Source organism: Algisphaera agarilytica, from assembly GCF_014207595.1.
Taxonomy (GTDB): domain Bacteria; phylum Planctomycetota; class Phycisphaerae; order Phycisphaerales; family Phycisphaeraceae; genus Algisphaera; species Algisphaera agarilytica.
Window position 1 is genome coordinate 354,306 of the sequence record NZ_JACHGY010000001.1, and the last position, 20,966, is coordinate 375,271.

A 20,966-nucleotide genomic window follows, 5' to 3' on the forward strand; every position below is an offset into this window, starting at 1 on the left:
AAAAGAGTTCCCTTGGTGAAGAGCCCGCGCATCCCCCGCGCGGGCTCTTTGCTTTTGTGTATTGTCTTGCTCCCTCTCCCGCCGGGAGAGGGTTGGGGTGAGGGAACACGGAGCGTGAAAACGCCACAAGCGTAATGCGGACTTACGCTCCCCCCCCGACGGGCTTCGCCCGCCACCTCCCCCGAGGGGGGAGGGGTTTCATAAGCACGCCCCGGTCGATTTGATTCAATACCCGGGCGGCAGGCGGTCGTCGTCTTCCTCGTCTTCGAAGTCGTCGCCTCCGGTGGAGCGTGGCGCGTCGTCGGGGTGTCGGCCGAGTTCCACGGTGATGCGGGAGCGGATGCCGCCACGGCCCTTCCACTCGGTGACGATCTGCATCCAGATCGGGTCCATCGAACGGTCCAGGTCCTCAGCGATCTTGTTGGTCACCGCTTCGTAGTAGATGCCCTCGTTGCGGAAGCTCTGGTAGTAGAGCTTGAGCGACTTGAGTTCGATGCAGGCATCGCGGGGGATGTACTGGAGGATGACCGAGCCGAAGTCGGGGTGGCCGGTCTCGGGGCAGACGCTGGTGAACTCATCGGAGATGTGTTCGATGACGAAGGGCCGCCCCGGGTTGGGGTTATCAAAACACTTGAGCAGGTCGCGATCGGGCATGGCGGGGAAGGGGTTGGGGGCTTAGGGGTTGGGAGTTAGGTGGGGCGATCGGGGTCGCCTCGGGCAGTTCGAAAGTCTACCGCAAGTCCGTGCGGTGGATAAAGCATAGGCCAGGACTCCCCTACTCACCCCTCACTCCTCAATCCTCACCCCTCAATCCCAAATCCCAAATCCCAAATCCCAAATCCCAAATCCCAAATCCCAAATCCGCCCAATGGTATGATTTCCCCATGAGCCAACCCATCACCGAAGACGACGTCCGCCAGGTCGCCAAGCTCAGCCGGCTGGCGTTGTCGGACGACGATATCAAGCACTTCACCGGCCAGCTCGCCGCGGTCCTGGATTACGTCGGCAAGCTCAACGAGCTGGACGTCGAGGGCGTCGAGCCGTTGTTCCACCCCTCGGACCACCACAGCGTGACCCGGGAAGACATCGAGCAGCCCGGCCTTGCCCCCGACGACGCCCTGGCCAACGCCCCCGCCCGGCAGGACAACTTCTTCAAAGTGCCCAAGGTCCTGGGCGACGGCGGCGGGGCCTGATTCCGTAGGGTGGGCACCGCCCACCCGATGGCTGGACACACGTTCGCGGTGGGCACTGCCCACCCTACGCAAGAGACTTGATCTATGGCTCATGAAACGCCCCCCACCCTGGGCATCGATCTCGGGGGAACCAACATCCAGTGCGGCGTCGTAATCGACGGCAAAGTTAAAGAACGCGACGACACCAAAACCAAAGCGGCCGAGGGTTCGGACGCGGTGATCCAACGCCTCGTCAAACTCTGCGACAAGGTGCTCGAACAGGCCTCGCTCAAACGCAAGGACCTCGGAGCGATCGGCATCGGTGCGCCGGGCGCGATCAACATCAAGAAGGGCCAGGTGATCCAGGCCGTCAACCTCGGGTGGAACGACTTCCCGCTGCGTGACGTTCTGAGCAAAGAGCTGGGTGTGCCGGTTGTGGTGGACAACGATGTGAACGTCGGCGCGTGGGGCGAGCACCAGGCGGGCGCGGGGCGCGGGTTCGATGACCTGTTCGCGGTGTTCGTCGGCACGGGCATCGGCGGCGGACTGATCCTGGACAACAAGATCTATCACGGCGCGAAACACACCGCGGGCGAGATCGGGCACACGCTGCTTCGCGCGGATGCTGGCATCGGTCGGCGCAGCGTCGAGGACCTCGCCAGCCGAACCAACATCGTGAACCTGCTCAAGCAGCTCATCGCCAGCGGGCGCGAGTCGGTGATCCCCGAACTGGTGGACGGCGACCTATCGCGTGTGCGGTCGAAGGTGCTCGGCCAAGCGATTAAACAGGAAGACCCGCTGACCATGGAAGTCGTCCACCGCGCCGCGACTTACGTGGGCATCTCGATCGCCAACACGGTGACGCTGCTGAGCCTGCCCTGCGTGGTGATGGGCGGCGGAGCGACCGAGGCGATGGGCAAGACCTGGATGAAGTGGATCCGCGAGGCGTTTGAGGCCTACGTCTTCCCCGAAGAAATGAAATCGTGCAAGATCGTGGCCAGCGAGCTGGGCGACGACGCGGGCCTGCTCGGGGCCGGAATTCTGGCCCAAAACGCCATTCCGTGATTTACATCACTCACAAAACGGGAAAAAATGCGAAAAAAAGTCGCGCCAAGCGTCCGATAGCCAGAAATTAGGCTTCCGTAAACGCTTGCGGGCGCGTAAAATGTAAAGATAGGATGACCTTAATCCTTGATTATCTTTTTCTCATCGAATAAAAATTGATGAGACTCTGCGATCAGAGGCGATAAATTAGGTAATAAAACTGCTTTCTCCCCTCCGCCCCGTTGTCGCTTATGCGGCAGCGGGGTTTTCTCTTAGGTCAATCCCCTCCACGCATCGGCTTCATCTGGCCACAAGGGATAAATCGTACGGCCTTGGTGCGACATAAACCCTTGATATGCAACGACCAGCGCATTGTCATACACTGGCGCCGCCACGCGCTGGGAGCGTGGTCCCGCCCCCCGATCCTCCCCGAGATTGCCATGCTTGTCTTTGCCCCGTTGCCGCGTGACGCCGACGAAACCCGCACCCCGCTGACGCCCAGTGTGGTTAAGAAATTGGTCGGAGAGGGCCTGGACGTGACGGTGGAGCCGGGCCTCGGTGCTAAAAGTTTTATCTCTGACCAGGACTTCACCGACGCCGGGGCGACCCTCGCGGGCCCAGGCCACCACGCCTGGGAGGACGCCGACATCGTGGTCAAGGTCGATGCGCCAACGCCCGAGCAGGTCGGCCGGATGCGTGAAGGCGCGGCGGTGGTGGGTTTGTTGTCGCCGACGTTGGAACACGACGTGGTCCGCGCCGCGGTCGGCGCGAAGGTGTCGGCCGTGTCGCTGGAGTTTGTTCCACGCACCAGCCGGGCGCAGTCGATGGATGTGCTCTCCAGCCAGGCCAACCTCGCGGGTTACAAAGCGGTGCTGCTGGGGGCGAATCATTGCCCGAAGCTGATGCCGATGATGATCACCGCGGCGGGCACGCTGAGCCCGGGACGCGTGATGGTCGTGGGCGTAGGCGTGGCGGGCCTGCAGGCGATCGCGACGGCCAAGCGCTTAGGCGCGATCGTCGAAGCGTATGACGTCCGCCCCGCCACCAAAGAACAAGTCTTGTCGCTCGGTGCACGCTTCATCGAGTTACCCAACGCCGGCGGCGGTGAGACCGAAGGCGGCTACGCCAAAGAACAGACCGACGAAGAACGCGCCCAGCAGGCCGAGCTCATGGCCAAGCACGTGACCGGGTCGGACGTCGTGGTCACCACCGCCGCGGTCTTCGGCAAAGCGCCGCCGGTGCTGATCCCCGCCGACGTCGTCGCCGACATGAAGCCCGGCAGCGTCATCGTTGACCTCGCCGCCAACGAGGCCCACGGCCGAGGCAACTGCGAACTCACTCAGCCCGGCCAGATCATCACCACCGACAACCAGGTCACCATCGTCGGCACGACCAACCTGCCCGGCACGCTCCCGGTCCACGCCAGCAGCGTCTTCGCCAACAACGTGTGGGCCCTGCTCGAAACCATGATCGAGCAACCCGAAGTCGACGAAGAATCCAACGCCGCGCCCAAGCAACCCTCGCTGAAGATCGACCTGGACGACGACATCCACGTCGGCGCCCTCATCACCCACGCCGGCCAGATCGTCAACGACCTGGTCAAAGACATGATCGATCCCGCTCCGGAACAAACAAGCGACTAACCCCCGCTCGCTCCGAAATCCGAAATCACCAATCCGAAATCCCTTTACCCTCGAGCCCCCACCATGCTCACCCACCTCACCCTCGCCGCGACCTACCCGCCCAGCGCCTTTGTCATCGGCATCGTCGTCTTCGTCCTGGCCGTGTTCATCGGCTTCGAGCTGATCTCCAAGGTGCCCTCCCGCCTGCACACCCCGCTGATGTCCGGCAGCAACGCGATCTCGGGTATCACCATCGTCGGGGCCCTGCTCTGCAGCTACTCCGGCAGCGTGTTCGGGGTCATGCTCGCGTTCCTGGGCATCGTCTTCGCCACCACCAACGTCGTCGGCGGCTACCTCGTCACCGACCGCATGCTCAAGATGTTCCAGCACAAAGAAGACAAGTAACCCAAACCCCGTTTAGCCGGCGATCGCAGATCGCCGCTCGCCCCACGCACTCCCTCCACCCGCGGATCACCCATCCGCCGCTAAACGACCAAGGCCCCCCATGACCCTTGCCACCCTCGGCCACGACCTGATCAACCTCCTGTACCTCCTCGCGGCGGTCTGCTTCATCTTCGGCCTGAAGATGCTCGGCAAGGTCGAAACCGCCGCCCGCGGCAACATGATCTCGGCCGTCGGCATGCTACTGGCCACCGTCGTCACGTTCTTCTACATCACCGGCGGCACCTGGCTCAGCCTGCTGTGGATCGTCCCGGCCCTCGCGCTCGGCTGCGTCGCGGGCACCGTCATGGCCAAGCGCGTCGAGATGACGCAGATGCCCCAGATGGTCGCCCTGCTCAACGGCTTCGGCGGCATCGCGTCGATGCTCGTCGCGCTGGCGGATTACTTCAACAAGTTCGGTAAGAAACTCTCCTACACGGACGCGGAGTTTGGTGAGGGTGTGATCTCCGCGGTCGCCGTGCAACCCTGGAGCTACGGCCTGTCCATCGGCCTGGCCGTGGCCATCGGCGGCGTGACCTTCACCGGCTCGATCATGGCCTTCGGCAAGCTGCAAGGCACATCCTGGGCCCCCGACCAGCCCGTGCAATTACCCAGACAACGGGACATCGTCTTCGGGCTGCTTGGCGCGTTGGCGCTGATGGTGTTGTTCATCATGATCTGGCCCGCCGCGTGGCCTTGGATCTTCCTGATGACGATCGTCGCGCTGGGGCTCGGCGTGCTCTTGGTCATCGGCATCGGCGGGGCCGACATGCCCGTGGTCGTCGCGCTGCTCAACAGCTACTCCGGCGTCGCCGCCGCGATGGCGGGCTTCGTCCTCAACAACTACGCCCTGATCATCACCGGCTCGCTAGTCGGCAGCTCCGGCCTGATCCTGACCAACATCATGTGCAAGGCGATGAACCGCTCGCTCATGAACGTGCTCTTCGGCGGCATGGGCGCCGCACCCGCCGGCGTGCCCGCTTCAGCGGGCATGGAAACCCAAGGCACCGCCACCGAGTCCAGCCCCGAAGACGCCGCGATCGTCCTCGAAGCCGCGTCGTCCGTCGTCGTCGTGCCCGGCTACGGCATGGCCGTCGCTCAAGCGCAACACGCCGTGAAAGAGTTCGCCGCCGAGCTCGAATCCAAGGGCATCGAAGTCACCTACGCGATCCACCCCGTCGCGGGCCGGATGCCCGGGCACATGAACGTGCTGCTCGCCGAGGCCGGCGTCGAATACGACGTGCTGCTCGACCTCGAGCCCGCCAACGCCAAGCTCGAGTCGGCCGACGTCGCTTTGGTCATCGGCGCCAACGACGTGACCAACCCCGCCGCCCGCCACGACACAGCCAGCCCGCTCTACGGCATGCCGATCCTCAACGTCGACCACGCCCGCACCGTGTTCGTCATCAAACGCAGCCTCAACCCCGGCTTCGCCGGCATCCAGAACCCGCTGTACTTCCAAGACAACACCCGCATGGTCTTCGGCGACGCGAAGAAAGTCGTCACCGAACTCGTGGGTGAACTCGAACAGCTCTGATTAAAAACTCAAATGATCACCACGAAGCGCCGCGGCTCGGCCGCGAAACGCGGCAAAGCCGCGTCGCTTCCATCCCCGATTCGCTGCCCCGCACACCGAATCGCTTACTCATCATCCATCAACCACCCCGCCGCCTCCACACGCAGCTTCACCTTGCGGAACGCTGCACCCTTGTGCCGGGTGACGAGTTCACGTTCAAGCCCTTCGCGCAGCCGACGATCCACCTCGTACAGCCGTGCACTCGAATCCACCGCCACGGTCAGCACGCCGCGTTGCAGCGCTTCGAGCCGTGTCCCCGCCGCCACCTCTTCGGGCAACAGCTCGTTCCACAACTCCACCAAATCTCCGAGCTGCTTGAACGGCCGAGCCACCTCGCGCTTGAACTGGTCCGCTAAGAACCCCAGTGACAGGTCGGGTTGCGGCTTCACCCGCCGCTCGCGCAACGCCTCCACGTGTCGGCGGGCGGTCTGGTCTTGGGGAGATTCGGACATCATCCCATCATACTGCCCCGCCTCTCCGCGGCCGCTTGCGGCTTAGCGAACAAAGTTTCTCCCGCTAAGCCGCAAGCGGCGAAATCGGATCAACGGTTTACCCCCGCCCCCCGAAATCGCCGATACTCTCGGCATGAACATCATCCTCATGGGCTATCGCGGCAGCGGCAAAACCTCCATCGGCAAGAAGATCGCCGACCAGACCTGGAAAGACTTCGTCGACACCGACACCGAGGTCGTCAAACGGTTCGACGGCCGATCGATCGCCGACATCTGGGAGACCGACGGCGAGCCCGCGTTCCGCGCCGCCGAAGTCGAAGTCGCCAAGCAGTGCCTGGGCCGGGACAACCACGTCATCGCCCTGGGCGGCGGCACGGTGATGCAGGACGGCGTGGCCGATCTGGTCAAGGCCGCGCCTGACGCCATCCGGATCTATCTGAACTGCAAGCCCGCCGTGCTCGCCGAGCGCATCGCCGCCGACGCCGCCAGCACCGCCGCCCGCCCCTCGCTCACCGGCACCGCCGCCGCGAGCAGCGTGGAAGAAATCACCGCCGTACTCGAAGAGCGCGACCCGGTTTACAAAGACGTGGCCGACGTCGTGTTCGACGTGAGCTACGTCGACATCCCCGCGGCGGTGGCGTACCTCACGCGACACCATCTCTAGCGCTTTTCCCGGACGGTGTGAGTTGAATGCGAAGCGCGAGTGTTTTTTCTAGACCTCGGCGTTCGCCCCGTTACAATTCAGTTGTAACCTTCCCTCTCCTTCTGGGACAACTTTCTCACCTATTTCTGGGGCCAACATGAAACGTATTGTGATCTGCGCGGACGGGACTTGGAACTCACCCGAATCTCGTGACGCCACGAACGTCCTCCAACTCGCCAGGGCCATCAAGCCGGTCGCCAACAACGGCACCGAGCAGGTGGTGTTTTACGATTGGGGAGTCGGCAGCGACCGGAAGAAGCTCTCCGGCGGCATCAGCGGCGTCGGTATCGACAAGAACATCATGGACTGCTACCGGTTCATCGTTCAGAACTACCGCAGCGGCGACCACCTGATGTTCTTCGGCTTCAGCCGTGGGGCGTACACCGTACGGTCGCTCGGCGGCTTCATCCGCAACTGCGGCGTGCTGAAACGCGTGCACGCCGACCGGATCGCCGAGGCGTACGACATCTACCGCGACCGCAACCCGCGTTCGTCGCACCCCGACCAACCCAAGTCCAAGGCGTTCCGCAGGAAGTACGCCCACGCCGACCGCACACCGATCGAGTTCATCGGGGCGTGGGACACGGTGGGCAGCCTGGGCGTGCCGATCTTGTTCTGGGGCTCGATCGGCGATGAAAAAATCCTCTTCCACGACACAGAACCCAGCAGCATCATCCGTCACGCCCGCCACGCGATCGCCATCGATGAGACCCGCGAAGATTTCGATTACACCGAATGGGACCACAAGCCCAACATCGATCTGAAGCAGGTCTTCTTCCCCGGGGTCCACGGCAACGTCGGCGGGGGCTACGCCGACCGCGGTTTGTCCGACGGGGCCTTCCGCTGGATCCTGGACGAAGCCAAGGCCTGCGGCCTGGCACTCGAGCCCTTCCTCATGGCCGGCCTCAAAGACCGCGCCGACGGGCACGAGCCCAACTCCCGCCGCAGCATCTTCAAGCTGAGGGGGAAGATCGTGCGAAACCTGGACAAGATCGGTCGCCAACCCGTCTTCCACCGCTCCGCAAAACAACGGTGGGACCGTGAGACTTCGCGGCGCCGCAGCCGTGCGCTCAAAGCCTACTTCCGAGAGACCGGCCTGGATTGGTCGGACGTCGAGATCGTCGGTTAGTCAGCCGACCCGCCCGTCACATCGTGCCGAAATACCGATCCCCCGCATCGCCGAGGCCGGGGACGATGTAGCCGTTGTCGTTGAGCTCACGGTCGATGCCGGCGACGATGACGGGGACGTCGGGATGAGCCGCGGTGAGGGTTTTGACGCCTTCGGGGGCGGCGAGGACGCCGACGAACTTGAGTTGGGTGCACCCGAGTTCCTTGAGGCGTTGCACGGCGGCGACGGCGCTGCCGCCGGTGGCGAGCATGGGGTCGGCGACGAGCACGAGGCTGTCGGCGACGTTGGTCGGAAGCTTCTCGTAGTACGACTCGGGCTCGAGCGTTTCTTCGTTGCGGGCCATGCCGAGGTGGCCGACCTGGGCCCCCGGGAGCAGGCGGAGCATGCCGTCGGCCAGGCCGAGCCCGGCGCGGAGGATCGGCACGATGGTGATCGTCTGGGTCATCCGCGGCGCATCCATCGTCTCGAGCGGCGTCTGGATGGTTTCGTTGGCCAGCGGCGCATCGCGGATCGCTTCGTAGGCAAGCAGGTGCCCCAGCGCCTCGACCGCCTCGCGGAAACGAAGCGCCGGCGTCTCGCGGTCGCGCAGGTCGGTCAGCAACGCCTCGATCAGCGGGTGGTTGGCGAGGGTCACATTGCCTTTGAGTTCGGGGTGGTCCACAGCGGTCCTCGATGAATGATGTCGTTGTGCGCAGGTGACGGTTGGAGTGTAACGGCAAAGCCCGGAGTTGATGAGAGATTCGGCGTCGGGGCTCAGAAAATCAGCGCATTAAAAAACCGAGCGACGCGGGATGAATGGACGAATGAAAATAACAAGGGGGTATGCGTTTGCGTTCGCTCGGCGGGGAAAACTCACCCTGATCTATCGGTGTACATCGCGTCGGTTGGACCTCCTTTCGGGGGGTAAAAGTCGCTGCCTGTCTACAACTATTATCTGAAACAGCCCGGGGCCGATCAAGAAAAATCAACCCTGAAATGCAGATCAGGGGGCAATATCAGCTAAAAAACACGCTAAAACGCAGATTTCAGTGATGGGTTTCTCAATCCGGCACGACCATGAGAACCGTGGGGGATGTCGGGCTACCCACGTGTGTCCAATCTTGAACCAGGCGGTGCAGGCGTGTCGAGGTGACGCCGTCGTCGAAGCCGTAGGTCGCGTGGAGCCGATCGAGTTCGCTGTAGCCCAGCCAGAGGTGGGTGATGCCGTCGGCCCGCAGTCGTTGCACGAGTTGCGCCGGTGTCACGTCGCCCGAAAGCTTCGCGGTGATCGGCGAGGGATCAAACGCGCTAGCGTATTCGATTTCGGGCTGCATGTAGAACAGCGACTGGTTGTTGCCCACGACCATGACCTTGCTGCCCGGGGGCAGGTCGTTGAGTTCGAGGTCTTGCATGGTGTTCATGCCGTGGGGCGCTGGCAGGCCGTCGACGAGGAACCACAGCGGTGCGGTGACGCGTTGGCCGTCGAAGGTGGCGAGTTGGGTCGCCTGGGACCAAGTGGTGATTAGCGCGGCCAGCGTGAGGGGTAGGCCGACGAGGACCGCGATCACCCCGCCTGCGGTGATGCTGGAGCTGAGTTTGCGTCCGTCGAGCTTACCCACGAGCAAGCCCGTACCGACACACAGCGGCACGATCGTCACCACGAGGAAGCGGCTCTGCAGGTGCGTCATCGACAACCACCACACGAACTGCCCGACGAGCACCACCGCCAACACAGCCGCGAGCCAGCGCGTCTTGCGGTTGATCCCCGCGCAGATTACGCCCGCTAACGCGGCGAGCCAGAACACGGGCACGCCGCCCTCGCGTTCGAAGCGTGCGATGTTTTTGGTTTCTTTGGGCGTGGGTGCGCCGCCGAGGGCGCCGTAGCCCGTGTTGCCAAGGGCCTGCCGCCAGATCGAGCTTATGCGTTCGCCCATCGGTTGGTCGAGCATGTGCGCCGCGTCCCAACGCTCGGCCCGCGCTTCATCCCAATGGGCGTAACCCATCACCGACCCCGCAAAGGGAAACACCGGGTTGCCCGTCCACGCCGCGTTGCGGGCCAGGTACGGCGACAACGCCGCAAAACCCACGACGACGCACAACACCGTGGGGGCGATCGTTTGACGGATCGGCCGATCCTTGAGCAGCCGCCACATCAACACCGCGCCCAGGGGCAGCGCCACCGTGAACGCGGCGGTGAGTTTTGCCAAGGTCGCGGCGCCCGCCAGCAGGCCGATCGAAAGCCCGGTGCGTCCACAAGGATGTGCGGACCCCGCGACCAAGCTCAGACCCACCGCCGCGAAGGCGACGACGACCATCTCGTTGTACGCCAGCGACCCCGTGACGATCACCCAGGGCACGAGCAGTACCAACGCGCCGCCCACCGCCGCGCTTGACTCCGATACGTAACTCTTCAGCAGCGACGCCACCCCCGCCGCGGCCAACAGCGCAAACGAGGCGTGAAAGAGTTGGCAGAGGTAGACCGATCCGACCGGATCGCCGCCCCGCATGGTCATCAGCGACGCGTAGGCGGATTCCATCAGCCCGGGCAGGTAGGCGTAGACGTTGTGCTCGAGCTCGACCATCTTCGCCGCAGCGACCCACTCGCGGGGGATCTGCAGGTGGTAGCTGGTCACGTCGTAACCCATCGCTTCGACCTGCCACATCGTGCCCGGCGGGCAGCACGCCGCCACGATCAACATCGCCACACCCGGGATGCCGAGCAGCCACCAGGGCGAGAGCCAATGCATGCGCTGGGTATCGGCCAACTCATCCGCCTTGGATCGCTGGGCAATGACGACCTGCACCACAAGCAACGCCACCCCAACGACACACAACCCCCAAGAGATCGCCCCGGCGTAGCCGACCACATATCCCGCGAGGTATTGCAGCAACAGAAGCACCGCCATGCCCACGCCGACCTGCGCCACGCCGCGTTGCCGCAGCGCAAAGCCAAAGCCCGCGGCACCCAGCCACCACGCGGCGAGCAGGGGCAGCGATTCCAAGACGATGACCGCAAGCCCGATGAGCGAGGCGGTTGAATCCGGTGCCGGGGTGATGCCGCCCTGGTGCACCACCCAGATGCACGCCAAGAGCCACAGGAATCCGGCCGCCGCGATCACCGCCGGCCGGCGGGACGAAGCGCGACCAGACGCCTCGGCGGGCAACGGCGGATCGGCCTCACTCATCGTCCGCTTCCGTTGCTGGGGTCGGAGGGGAAGCCTCGCCCGATCCGGGCACGTCTTCGAGATCGAACAAACGACGCAGCGCCGCCGCGTAGAAGCTGATCGGGGCTTCCTCGTCCTTGTGCTTCTTGAGATCAAGCTGGCTCAGCGGCAGGTGCAGCACCTTGTTGATCAGGCGGTGGGTGTGCTCGTCGATCAGGCTCTCGAGCTTGTCGTACTCCCCCGCCTCGTGCAGGTTCTGCATCTTGCGTTGGGTGCGGGCGCGTTCCTGGTCGCCGATGTCCAGCAGCTTGTTGCGGAGTTGGCGGACCAGCACGCCCAGGTCCTGGTGCTGCGCCGCGCCGACGCAGCGCTCGGCCGCCTCGCGCACCATCGCCTCGCAGCGGTCGATCTTCTCCCGCCGACGCGGAACGTCCGCCAACGCGCGATTCAGGTCATCAATATTGTAGAGGTAGACGTTGGGCAGACTCCCCACCGCCGGCTCCACGTCGCGCGGCACCGCCAGGTCGATGAAGAACACCGGGCGGTTGCGTCGGCGTCGCAAGAGTTTCTTGAATCGCGACGCGGTGATCACCGGCTCGGGCGATGCGGTACCGGTCAGGATGATGTCAGCCTCGACGAGGATTTCGTCGAGATCGCCCCACGGCCGGGCTCCGCCGGGGTGTTCGGCTCCGCCCTCCGAGCCGAGCCCGAGGGTCTTGGCGAGTTGGAGACCCGCCGCGGGCGAGCGGTTCACCACCCAGGTCTTGCCGGGCGACTTGCCGAGCATGCGTTGGAGCGTGGCCTTGGTGATTTCGCCAGCGCCCAGGCCCGCGACGGTCTTGTCGGAGAACGATTCGAAGAGGTTGCCCGCGAATTCGACCGCCATCGAGCTGACCGATTGCTGCAGGCCCGCGACGCCGCTCTGCTGGTGGGCCTGCTTCACGTCACGCAGGGCGCTTTGGAACACACGGTTGAGCGCGGGGCCGACGGTGCCGGCGTTCTGCGCGGCCTCGTAGGCCCGGCGGACCTGGCCGATGACTTGCGTCTCTCCGACGGCCATGGCGTCGAGTCCTGCGGTCACGCGGAACAGGTGGTGCACCGCGGGCTGCTGCTCGCGGTGGATCGACGACGCGGTGATCGTGTCCAGCGCCGTGCCGGTTTGGTCGGCGAGGAATTGCCGGAGCGAATCGATGGTCGGCTCGGAGTGGCTCGGCCGGGCGACGTACATTTCGGTGCGGTTGCAGGTGGACAGCAACACACACTCGCCGCCCGCGCCGTCGCCGTAGGACGCACGGAACGCATCGAGCACCGACGGCAGGCGGTCGGCGTTGATCGCCAAGGCCTCGCGGAGCTCGACCGGCGCGGTGCGGTGATTGATGCCCAGCAGCAGGAGTCGCATCAGGCGGGCCCTCCCGTCACGATGCCGTAGACCACCAGCAGCAGCACGAAGCCGCCGATGGCCAGCCACGCCGCACGCCGCCCGCGGAAGACGCTGGCGTAGCGCACGTTCATGACCACCGCATAGACCAGCCACGCGGCGAAGGCGAACAACACCTTGGGTGAGTACCACCAGCCGGGGCCGAGCACTTCGCCTTCGGTGCGGAGGATGACCACACCCGAGACCAGGCCGACGGTCAACAGCCCGAAGCCCAGCGACGCGGCTTGGGTGATCAGGCGTTCGAGCGATTCGAGGCTGGCCAGCCGTAGCAAGCCGCGGGGGTTGCGTTTGAGTTTGAGCTGTCGTTGGACGAACAGGTACATCACGCCCGCCATGGCCGCGACGGCGCAGCCCAGCGTGCCGAGGTAGACCCCGGCGAGGTGGACGCCGGTCCAGACCGGGCTGAGCGAGTTGAGGTTGAACGGCCGATACGTCCACGCCGAGGCGCAGATCGCCCAGGCGAGGATCAGCGTGAGCATGGGCAGGATGAACACCGCCATCCCGCCGAGGCGCGGCCGGCTCTGGATGTAGAGCCCGACGATCGCCATGAGCGAGGCGATCAACAGCAGGCCGTCGACGTGGGCCGTCAGCGGGTTCCATCCCTCGCCGATCTGCTGCCAGCGGTACACGAGCAGCCCCGCGGAGACGAGCGCAATCACCGCCACGATGGCGTTCATCAGCGCTTTGCTGGGGCGGCGCGAGTCCGGGGCCGGTTCGTTGTCGGCCGAAGGCGGTGACAGGGCCAGGCCCATGGTCGTCCGCAGTCGGACAATCGCCAGCACCGAGGCCCCCGCCGCGAGCAGGGTCAGGATGACCAGGATGGTGTTGGTGAGGGTCTGGATCATGGTGTTCAGTCGTCGGCACGGCCCTCGGCGACGGCTTGCAGCCGGGCCCGCAACGCGGAGACGCCCTGATGCTTGAGGGTCTGCATGGCCGTGTCGTCGGCGAGTTGGCGTAGCCGGCGGGCTCGCTCCGAATCATCGGGAACCGAGCTCTGGATTTTAGCACGCCACGGCCGGGCCTCGGTGAGGAGCGTGATCCAGTCGTCGTCGAGCGCCTCGAGCAACTCGGCCCGGATCGCCTTGGCCGCGGCGGCGGAGGTCTGCCCCGTGTCCACCGCCAGGGTCAGCGGGCCGCGGCGGTCGTGGGCCATCACCGTCAGATCGCCCGCCCCGGCGTTGTCGGCCCGGTTGATCAATACGCCCGCTTCTGCCGCCTCGTCGGCCACCCGCTGGTTCACGGCCGGGTTGTCCGTCGCGATCACCACGAGAAACGCCCCGTCCAGATCCCCCGCCTCGTAGCCGCGCTCGGCCCTCTCGATGAGCAGTTCGTCGAGCTTCGGGTCCATGGCCGGGGCCACCACCACGACCTGGGCCCCGCACGCCACCAGCGACGCGGCCCGACGTGCCGCGACCGCCCCGCCGCCCACGACAACGCAGCGCTGCCCCCGCAGGCGGAGCATCACCGGGAGGCAGGGCAAAACATCTTGGGCGGAACCGTCGCGCATCGGGACAGTGTAAAGCGCAGACGCGGCGCACGAAAAGCGGCGGGCCCTGCGCTCAGGGCCCGCCGCAAACGGGGGTTCTTCATGTCGTGGTTGGCGTTAGCCTTGCTCGACCATCTTCGGGTCGACCTTGAACTTGCAGACCAGACCCTGGAGGCGTTCGGCCCGCTCGGAGAGCTGCTGGGCGGCGACCGCGGCCTGGCGGGTGCCGTCGTTCGACTCCTGGATGACGCTGGCGATGTTCTCGACGTTGCGGGCGACCTCTTCGCTGGTGGCCGACTGCTCTTCGGTGGCGGCGGCGATCGATTGGATCATGCCAGCCACTTCACGGGCGTTGCTGACGATCTGGGTCAGGCTGCGACCGGCGTCTGTGGCCTTGGCCACGCCCGACTCGACCTGTTGGCTGCCGGTGTTCATACGTTCCACCGCGCTGGTGGTTTCGGACTGGATCGCCTGGATCGAGGCACCGATCTCTTCGGTCGCCTGGGTGGTCCGGTCGGCGAGCTTGCGGACCTCGTCGGCGACGACGGCGAAACCTCGGCCGTGCTCGCCGGCTCGTGCCGCTTCGATCGCGGCGTTGAGGGCCAGCAGGTTGGTCTGATCGGCGATGTCGTTGATGACCTCGATGATCTCGCCGATCTGTTCACCGCGTTTGCCCAGCTCGGCAACGCTCTTGGAAGAGGCGTCCACCGCTTCGCGGATGGCGTTGATCTCATTGATGGTCTGGTCGACGACCTCGCCGCCTTCAGACGCGGCCTGGCCGGACTGCTCGGCGTTGTTGGACGCTTCGGCGGATTTGCGGGCGACTTCGATGACCGAGGCGGACATCTCTTCGACCGCGGCGCTGATCTGGGTGACCTGCGAGGACTGCTCGTTCATGCCGGTGGAGATCTGCTCGCTGGTCGCGGCGATCTCGGTGGCGGCGGCAGCGACTTCCGAAACCGTGCAGTTCACCTCGTTGATGATCTTGGAGATGCTTTGGGCCATCTCGTTGAAGTTGCGGCCCAGGTCGCCGACCTCGTCGTTGCTTCGGATATCGACGCGGGCGGTCAGGTCGCCGTCGGCGATGCGTTGGACGGCCTCGGCGGTGCGGGACAGGGGCGGGCAGATCGTGCGACGCAGGAACCAGGCGATGCCGATCGCCGCGATCACGGTCAGCAGCGAGAGCGAGATCATCATGGTCTGCACGAAGTTCGATCGGGTGATCAGGCTGTCGATGTGCGCCTCTGCCGTCTCGGTGGATTGGTGAGCGATCTCACCGATCAGGCCATCAGCCTTGATCGCCAACGGGGTCACGGTGCCGCCGCAGATGTACTGGGCGATATTCCAATCGTCAGCCGACCGGGTCTCGATGACCTTGCCGGCAACGGCGAGGAATTCGTTGCGGTGGCTGATGTAGGCATCGAAGTCGGCACGCTGCGCCGGGGTGAACAGGTGCACGTCTTTCTTGAGCTTCTCGACCGAGCGGGCACACGCGGCGATCTCGCCGTTGAGCACGCTCAGTTGCTCTTCGTTGCCGTCGATCAGGTACTGGGTCAGGGCCGCGGTCACCTTGAGCAGGTGGGCCTCGGCGTTGCCGACGTGGTGGACCATGAGCTTGCGCTCGGCGGTCGTGGGCTCGAGGTCTTCGGCGTCCATGATGGCTTCGAGGTGCTTCTGCATCTTCTTGCCGTAGGGCAGGGCCTCGTCTTCGAAGAGCACGGTCGCCGGGGTGTTTTCGCGCTCGTGAGCGATGGCGACGATCTTGGCCTGGCTGGCCGCGAAGTCTTTGAGGGTGGTTTGGAGCTCGGCCATGGTTTGAATGGCGTGCTCGTCTCCGGCCTCGGTGACGAGGTGGATGAGTTCTTCGGTCTCGGCGTCAATCTGCTTCCAGATGTCCGCCCGCTCGGTTTTGAGCTCTTCGAGGCCCAGGATGATGTAGCCGCGGTGGGCCGAGAGGGCTGCATGGATGTGGCCGCGCAGCTCGAGGGCTTTGACCTCGGTGGGGATATCGCGGTTGACCAGGGTGTCCTGCTCGTGAGCGACGCGACGCACCTGGGTATATGTGATCCCGGAAACCACGATCAGCAACGCCACGATAATGGCAAAGCCCGCGTTCAATTTCTGCCCAACGGTCAAACGGATATTCTTCAATTTCATCGTTTCGGTTTCCTGAATCTTCAAAACGTTGGCACCGTGCCGGCGTCAATTCTTGGATATGAGCGATCCTCCATCGCTTCATGGACTTGTATCGATACTCTGGCCGGGCTCGACCAATCGACCGGATCCATCGATAAGTCAGAATTCGGACGTAACCCTCAAACAGCCGCGGACGGTGTGGACGTTTTCCAATGCTTCTACAAGCTAGACACGAAAATTATGGCGCCTGTTGCCGAAAAATGAGTTGGTTTTGGATGTTTTTCAGCCCTAGGAAGAACCTGTAAATCCAGGACCTGTCAAACGTTGCAATCCCTACGAGTGTTAACGCCGCCCGGCCACGCAATCGGCGCCTCCCTAAGGTTCACCTAATATGATCCATTGATGGCTGACCTTTGGGCCGATCAACACGCAACTAACCTCAAGGCGGCCGAGCCGTTGGCGGTGCGGATGCGCCCCCGCACCCTCGACGAGTTTGCCGGGCAGCAGCACTTTCTCGGACCCGGCATGCTGCTGCGGCGTATGCTCGAAGCCGACCGCATCACGTCGGTGCTTTTCTACGGCCCGCCCGGCACCGGCAAGACCACCCTCGCCGAGCTCATCGCCCAACACACCCAGGCCCACTTCGACCGCGGCAACGCGGCGGTGGTCGGCGTGAAAGATGTCCGGCACGTCCTCGACGGTGCACGGCGACGCCTCGAACAGGACGGCCGACGCACCATCTTCTTCCTCGACGAGATCCACCGCTTCAACAAGGCCCAGCAGGACGTGCTCCTGGGCGACGTCGAACGCGGTATCGTCACGCTCATCGGGGCGACCACCGAGAACCCATACTTCACCGTCAACAACGCGCTGGTCAGCCGTTCCCAGGTCTTCCAGTTCGAACCGCTCACCGAAGACGACATCCTCGGCGTGCTGCGGCGCGCGATCGCGGACGACCAGCGCGGGTACGGCAAGCTCGACCTGCAGATCGACGGCGACGCCCTGGACCACTGGGCCATGGCGTGTGATGGCGACGCGCGGCGGGCCCTGACCGCGCTCGAGATCGCAGTGCTTTCTGAACACGCCGACGCTAAGCCGCAAAGCGGCGAAGCGTCTGGTATCCCCTCCACCCACATCACCCTCGCCACCGCCGAAGCCTCCATCCAGCAGAAGTCCATCAACTACGACCGCGACGGCGATGAGCACTACGACGCCATCTCCGCGTTCATCAAGTCCGTCCGCGGCAGCGACCCGGATGCGGCGATCTACTGGCTGGCCCGCATGCTCGTGGCGGGCGAAGACCCGATGTTCATCGCCCGCCGCATCGCCATCCTCGCCAGCGAGGACATCGGCAACGCCGACCCCCGCGGGATCTCGGTCGCCTCGGCCTGCTACGACATCGTCCACCGCATCGGCATGCCCGAGTGCCGGATCACCCTCGCCCAGGCGACCATCTACCTCGCCACCGCCCCGAAATCCAACGCCTCCTACGCCGCGGTCAATACCGCCATGCAGGACGTCAAGCACCAGCGCACCGTCCCCGTGCCCAAGAAACTGCGTTCAGCGAAGAACCGCAAGGACGGCACCTACGCCTACGCCCACGACTCCGAAACCGGCTTCGTCGACCAGGACTACCTCGGCGTCGACAAGACCTACTACACCCCCACCGGGCGGGGCTACGAGCACCGGATCGCCGAATTTCTCCAGTGGATCGACCAGCAACGCGACGAGCCCAAGCGCGAACCTCCCACCCCTCCCGTGCGTCCCAATAATCGTGGCGAGCCCGCCGAGGTTCAGCCGAAATAACGTTTGATTGGCTGTTCTTCCCCCTCTCCCCCCGGGAGAGGGCCGGGGTGAGGGTAGCCGAGGTACCAACACGCTGGCCTTTGATCAATAAACTCTAAACCGCCTTCACCCTAACCCTCTCACGAAGGGAGAGGGACCAAGCCAACCCCCAAAGACTCCGCCTATGCAATCCCAATCCCCCCGCCGCAACATGAGCTCCCGCCGCCGCAAAGGCATGGGCAAAGCGCCCAAGATCCTCCTGCTCGCGGCGGTCCTGGTCGGGGTGGTGTATTTCTTCTGGGGCGGCGACTCGGGCAACTCCCCCGTGGCCGACGCCGCGGACCGTCCTGCCGAAAGCATCGCCTCGACGGACCTGCCCACGCTCGATTCCCCGCGGACCGACCTGATCATCACCCCCCCGCTGCCGGACGCGAGCCGGGACACCACCCCCACCCCCCGTCCGCAGATCCGCCCGATCGAGCCGCTACCCGAACCCCAGCCCGCCCGCGTCGAGCCGACGCCCGAGCCGCCCGCCCCGGTCGAGGCCGACCCCGAGATCGTCCGTACGGTCAAGGAACTGACCGAAGCGATCCCCGCGCCCAAGCCGTTCACCTCCGGCGCCGACGCCGCGACGCTGTACAACCGCGGCGACGAGCTCATCGCCGACGGCCAACTGATCGAGGGCCGTTCGCTCTTGTCCCGGCTCCTGTTTGCCGAGAACCTCAAGCTCTCCGCCGCCGACGCGGACGCCGTCCGCCAACGCCTCGCCGAAGTCAACCGCGAACTGCTGTGGACCCGCCAGATTACCGACGGCGACACCATCACCAAGCCCTTCCAAAACGACGGCAAGTACCTCAGCCAGATCGGCGTGCAGCACCGCGTGCCCTACCAACTGCTCGAGCGCATCAACAACATGGACGCCCGCAACCTGCAGAAGGACCAGATCATCAAGGTGATCCAGGGCCCGCTGCACGCCCGGGTGAGCAAGACGCGTTTCGTGATGGACGTCTACGCGATCGACGCCCAAGGGATGCCCGTGTTCGTGCAGAGCTTCCCCGTGGGCCTGGGCAAGAACACGCCCATGGGCAACTGGGAAGTCATCAAGGGCAGCAAGGTCCAGAACCCCTCGTGGAAAGACGAACTCAACGGCGACTACTTCGCCTCCGACGACCCGGAAAACCCCATCGGCGAATACTGGATCGCCATCGAAGGCCTCGACGACGACAACCGCGACAAACGCGGCTTCGGCATCCACGGCACGATCGAGCCCGACTCCATCGGCAAGGAAGAATCCCGCGGCTGCATCCGCCTGCTCGACGACGACATCGAGATGGTCTACTACATGCTGACCGACCACAGCCAGGGCAGCACGGTGCAGATCGTTCCTTGATCGAAAACACAGCGACGCGTGGCGTCGCAGCTATTTAGAAAAGCACACAGTTCTATAGATTAGCTGCGACGCCACGCGTCGCTGCCCTTCTATCCCTTCAACCCGCTCATCGAGATGCCCTCGATGAACATGCGTTGGGCCATGAAGAACAGGATGATGATCGGGGCGACCACCAGCGTGCTCGCGGCCATGAGGTAGTGCCACTGCGTGCCGCCCTGCTGGCTCTGGAAGAACTGCAAGCCCAGCGCGAGGGTGTAGTCCTTCTGGTCGGTCAGGTAGATCAGCGGGCCGAGGAAGTCGTTCCACGTGCCCAGGAACTGGAACAACGCCACAACGGTAATCGCGGGCTTGCACAGCGGCAGGATGACCTGCAGAAAGATACGGAACTCGCTGCAGCCGTCGATGCGGGCCGCCTCAGACAATTCCTTCGGGATCGTGCGGAAGAACTGCCGCAGCAGGAACACGTTGAACGCCCCGGCAAAAAACGTGGGCACCCACAACGGCTTGAGCGTGCCGATCCAGCCCAGGTCGCGGAACACGCCGTACAGCGGCACCATGATCACCGGGAACGGGATCATCATCGTGCCGAGCACCACGTAGAAAATCTTGTCCCGGCCGGGCCACTCGATGCGCGAGAAGCCGTACGCCACCACCGAACACGAGCACACCGTGCCGAGCACGGTCAGGAAGCACAGCACCAGCGTGTTACGCAGGTACCGGCCGAACTGCCCCATCTCTTTGATCGACCCGGCGAAGTTGCCCCACTGCGGCACGACCGATTCGTGGATGTCGCCGTAGGGAAGCTCGAGCGTTTGGGTCTTGACATACGCGTGTTCCTGCCGCTGGTTCCACCGCACGTACGCCCGGGTGACCTGCTCACGCGGGAGCGTGAGCGTGACCGAGTCGCTGTACGAGCGATTGACCGCGTCGTGTGTCGTGCCGTAGATCTTGACCAGCTCGGCCTCGGGTACGGTCTGGCGACGCAGCCCACCGTCTTCATCGATCACCGCAACGAGCACCTGGCCCTCGGCTGAGGCCGCGTTTTCTGAATCGTGATCGAGGCGGCGTACCGGGTTGGTCTTGCCCTCGCGGGTCCACTCCCAGTGGTGGCTCATCTCGACGGTGACGGTGTCCGCCTCGGCGTCATCGCGGCGCATCCGCACCGGGATGCGCTGGCCCTCGCGCTCGACGCCCCACTGGAACGCCGCGGTGACCGGCACCGGCGTCTGGTCCGTGGCGTCCTCCGGCACCTTGCCCAGGCCGATCTCCAACGTCTCGCCGTCGACCGTCGCGGTCCACTGCTTGGGCGTCCACTTCGGCGGCATCGACATGGTTTGATCGATCGGCTTCAGGGCCGTGGAGATCATCCACAAGAGCGGCACCATGAAGATCAGCGAGCCGATCGTCAGCACCACGAAGCGGAAGAGTTGTACACCTGTTCGCGGCATG

At 64.6% G+C, this 20,966-nt stretch carries 18 protein-coding genes; 9 read left to right on the top strand and 9 right to left on the bottom strand.

Translation table 11 applies throughout. The features are described 5' to 3' along the window. Positions 1–225 precede the first annotated feature (225 nt). A complete protein-coding gene (gene queF / locus HNQ40_RS01530; RefSeq protein WP_184675692.1) occupies positions 226–654 on the bottom strand; it encodes a preQ(1) synthase in 429 nt (142 codons plus the stop codon). Between the two features lie 230 nt (positions 655–884). On the opposite strand from queF, the gene gatC reads away from it, so the two are divergent. The 5 genes from gatC (at position 885) to HNQ40_RS01555 (ending at position 5,816) form a co-directional block, all read left to right on the top strand. After that, positions 885–1,193: an Asp-tRNA(Asn)/Glu-tRNA(Gln) amidotransferase subunit GatC gene (gene gatC, locus HNQ40_RS01535; protein WP_184675694.1), complete on the top strand. Its 309-nt coding sequence runs from the start codon at positions 885–887 to the stop codon at positions 1,191–1,193. Between the two features lie 84 nt (positions 1,194–1,277). Then, positions 1,278–2,237: an ROK family protein gene (locus HNQ40_RS01540; RefSeq protein WP_184675696.1), complete on the top strand. Its 960-nt coding sequence runs from the start codon at positions 1,278–1,280 to the stop codon at positions 2,235–2,237. Between the two features lie 419 nt (positions 2,238–2,656). Beyond that, positions 2,657–3,859 carry an NAD(P) transhydrogenase subunit alpha gene (locus HNQ40_RS01545; RefSeq protein WP_184675698.1) on the top strand — a complete coding sequence of 401 codons (1,203 nt, stop codon included), beginning with the start codon at positions 2,657–2,659 and terminating at the stop codon, positions 3,857–3,859. A 63-nt stretch (positions 3,860–3,922) separates the two neighbouring features. Next, positions 3,923–4,243, top strand: coding sequence for an NAD(P) transhydrogenase subunit alpha (locus HNQ40_RS01550; RefSeq protein ID WP_184675700.1), 321 nt, complete (start codon positions 3,923–3,925; stop codon positions 4,241–4,243). A gap of 100 nt (positions 4,244–4,343) precedes the next feature. After that, complete coding sequence (locus HNQ40_RS01555) at positions 4,344–5,816, top strand: NAD(P)(+) transhydrogenase (Re/Si-specific) subunit beta (protein WP_184675702.1); 1,473 nt, start codon at positions 4,344–4,346, stop codon at positions 5,814–5,816. Between the two features lie 104 nt (positions 5,817–5,920). On the opposite strand, the gene HNQ40_RS01560 is transcribed toward HNQ40_RS01555, so the two are convergent. Then, positions 5,921–6,307, bottom strand: coding sequence for a DciA family protein (locus tag HNQ40_RS01560; protein ID WP_184675704.1), 387 nt, complete (start codon positions 6,305–6,307; stop codon positions 5,921–5,923). Between the two features lie 133 nt (positions 6,308–6,440). Here HNQ40_RS01560 and HNQ40_RS01565 point away from each other — a divergent pair, with 133 nt between their 5' ends. Further along, on the top strand, positions 6,441–6,971 hold the full coding sequence (locus tag HNQ40_RS01565) for a shikimate kinase (RefSeq protein WP_184675706.1): 531 nt from the start codon (positions 6,441–6,443) through the stop codon (positions 6,969–6,971). 136 nt (positions 6,972–7,107) lie between these two features. After that, positions 7,108–8,139 (top strand): DUF2235 domain-containing protein, encoded by a 1,032-nt coding sequence (locus tag HNQ40_RS01570; protein WP_184675708.1) that lies wholly within the window; start codon positions 7,108–7,110, stop codon positions 8,137–8,139. A 16-nt stretch (positions 8,140–8,155) separates the two neighbouring features. Here the strand turns inward: HNQ40_RS01570 and upp are convergent, their stop codons facing one another. The 6 genes from upp to HNQ40_RS01600 all read right to left on the bottom strand — a co-directional run bounded on the left by upp (position 8,156) and on the right by HNQ40_RS01600 (position 16,363). After that, entirely contained in the window at positions 8,156–8,800 is a 645-nt protein-coding gene (gene upp, locus HNQ40_RS01575) for a uracil phosphoribosyltransferase (RefSeq protein WP_315852758.1), read from the bottom strand. Positions 8,801–9,179: 379 nt separating this feature from the next. Further along, positions 9,180–11,303, bottom strand: a complete 2,124-nt coding sequence (locus HNQ40_RS01580) for a hypothetical protein (protein WP_184675710.1) — start codon at positions 11,301–11,303, stop codon at positions 9,180–9,182. Then, positions 11,296–12,681: a glutamyl-tRNA reductase gene (gene hemA / locus HNQ40_RS01585; protein WP_184675712.1), complete on the bottom strand. Its 1,386-nt coding sequence runs from the start codon at positions 12,679–12,681 to the stop codon at positions 11,296–11,298. The genes HNQ40_RS01580 and hemA overlap by 8 nt, the downstream gene beginning before the upstream one ends. Beyond that, complete coding sequence (gene ccsA / locus HNQ40_RS01590; RefSeq protein ID WP_184675720.1) at positions 12,681–13,565, bottom strand: cytochrome c biogenesis protein CcsA; 885 nt, start codon at positions 13,563–13,565, stop codon at positions 12,681–12,683. The genes hemA and ccsA overlap by 1 nt, the downstream gene beginning before the upstream one ends. Before the next feature lie 5 nt (positions 13,566–13,570). Beyond that, positions 13,571–14,227: a precorrin-2 dehydrogenase/sirohydrochlorin ferrochelatase family protein gene (locus HNQ40_RS01595; RefSeq protein ID WP_184675722.1), complete on the bottom strand. Its 657-nt coding sequence runs from the start codon at positions 14,225–14,227 to the stop codon at positions 13,571–13,573. Positions 14,228–14,323: 96 nt separating this feature from the next. Continuing rightward, a complete protein-coding gene (locus HNQ40_RS01600) occupies positions 14,324–16,363 on the bottom strand; it encodes a methyl-accepting chemotaxis protein (RefSeq protein ID WP_184675724.1) in 2,040 nt (679 codons plus the stop codon). Positions 16,364–16,744: 381 nt separating this feature from the next. Here HNQ40_RS01600 and HNQ40_RS01605 point away from each other — a divergent pair, with 381 nt between their 5' ends. Next, positions 16,745–18,148 carry a replication-associated recombination protein A gene (locus HNQ40_RS01605; protein WP_184675726.1) on the top strand — a complete coding sequence of 468 codons (1,404 nt, stop codon included), beginning with the start codon at positions 16,745–16,747 and terminating at the stop codon, positions 18,146–18,148. A gap of 163 nt (positions 18,149–18,311) precedes the next feature. After that, positions 18,312–19,517 (top strand): L,D-transpeptidase, encoded by a 1,206-nt coding sequence (locus tag HNQ40_RS01610; protein ID WP_184675728.1) that lies wholly within the window; start codon positions 18,312–18,314, stop codon positions 19,515–19,517. Between the two features lie 89 nt (positions 19,518–19,606). On the opposite strand, the gene HNQ40_RS18020 is transcribed toward HNQ40_RS01610, so the two are convergent. After that, a complete protein-coding gene (locus tag HNQ40_RS18020) occupies positions 19,607–20,965 on the bottom strand; it encodes a carbohydrate ABC transporter permease (RefSeq protein WP_221435332.1) in 1,359 nt (452 codons plus the stop codon). Position 20,966 lies beyond the last annotated feature (1 nt).

What these genes read in the sequence shown, in the direction of transcription:
- HNQ40_RS01605 (WP_184675726.1), top strand. Translation starts at nt 16,745, where the DNA reads ATGGCTGACCTTTGGGCCGATCAACACGCAACTAACCTCAAGGCGGCC.
- gatC (WP_184675694.1), top strand. Translation starts at nt 885, where the DNA reads ATGAGCCAACCCATCACCGAAGACGACGTCCGCCAGGTCGCCAAGCTC.
- HNQ40_RS01550 (WP_184675700.1), top strand. Translation starts at nt 3,923, where the DNA reads ATGCTCACCCACCTCACCCTCGCCGCGACCTACCCGCCCAGCGCCTTT.
- hemA (WP_184675712.1), bottom strand. Translation starts at nt 12,681, where the DNA reads ATGCGACTCCTGCTGCTGGGCATCAATCACCGCACCGCGCCGGTCGAG.
- HNQ40_RS01610 (WP_184675728.1), top strand. Translation starts at nt 18,312, where the DNA reads ATGCAATCCCAATCCCCCCGCCGCAACATGAGCTCCCGCCGCCGCAAA.
- HNQ40_RS01595 (WP_184675722.1), bottom strand. Translation starts at nt 14,227, where the DNA reads ATGCGCGACGGTTCCGCCCAAGATGTTTTGCCCTGCCTCCCGGTGATG.
- HNQ40_RS01555 (WP_184675702.1), top strand. Translation starts at nt 4,344, where the DNA reads ATGACCCTTGCCACCCTCGGCCACGACCTGATCAACCTCCTGTACCTC.
- HNQ40_RS18020 (WP_221435332.1), bottom strand. Translation starts at nt 20,965, where the DNA reads ATGCCGCGAACAGGTGTACAACTCTTCCGCTTCGTGGTGCTGACGATC.
- HNQ40_RS01540 (WP_184675696.1), top strand. Translation starts at nt 1,278, where the DNA reads ATGGCTCATGAAACGCCCCCCACCCTGGGCATCGATCTCGGGGGAACC.
- HNQ40_RS01560 (WP_184675704.1), bottom strand. Translation starts at nt 6,307, where the DNA reads ATGTCCGAATCTCCCCAAGACCAGACCGCCCGCCGACACGTGGAGGCG.
- HNQ40_RS01580 (WP_184675710.1), bottom strand. Translation starts at nt 11,303, where the DNA reads ATGAGTGAGGCCGATCCGCCGTTGCCCGCCGAGGCGTCTGGTCGCGCT.
- HNQ40_RS01600 (WP_184675724.1), bottom strand. Translation starts at nt 16,363, where the DNA reads ATGAAATTGAAGAATATCCGTTTGACCGTTGGGCAGAAATTGAACGCG.
- HNQ40_RS01545 (WP_184675698.1), top strand. Translation starts at nt 2,657, where the DNA reads ATGCTTGTCTTTGCCCCGTTGCCGCGTGACGCCGACGAAACCCGCACC.
- queF (WP_184675692.1), bottom strand. Translation starts at nt 654, where the DNA reads ATGCCCGATCGCGACCTGCTCAAGTGTTTTGATAACCCCAACCCGGGG.
- ccsA (WP_184675720.1), bottom strand. Translation starts at nt 13,565, where the DNA reads ATGATCCAGACCCTCACCAACACCATCCTGGTCATCCTGACCCTGCTC.
- HNQ40_RS01565 (WP_184675706.1), top strand. Translation starts at nt 6,441, where the DNA reads ATGAACATCATCCTCATGGGCTATCGCGGCAGCGGCAAAACCTCCATC.
- HNQ40_RS01570 (WP_184675708.1), top strand. Translation starts at nt 7,108, where the DNA reads ATGAAACGTATTGTGATCTGCGCGGACGGGACTTGGAACTCACCCGAA.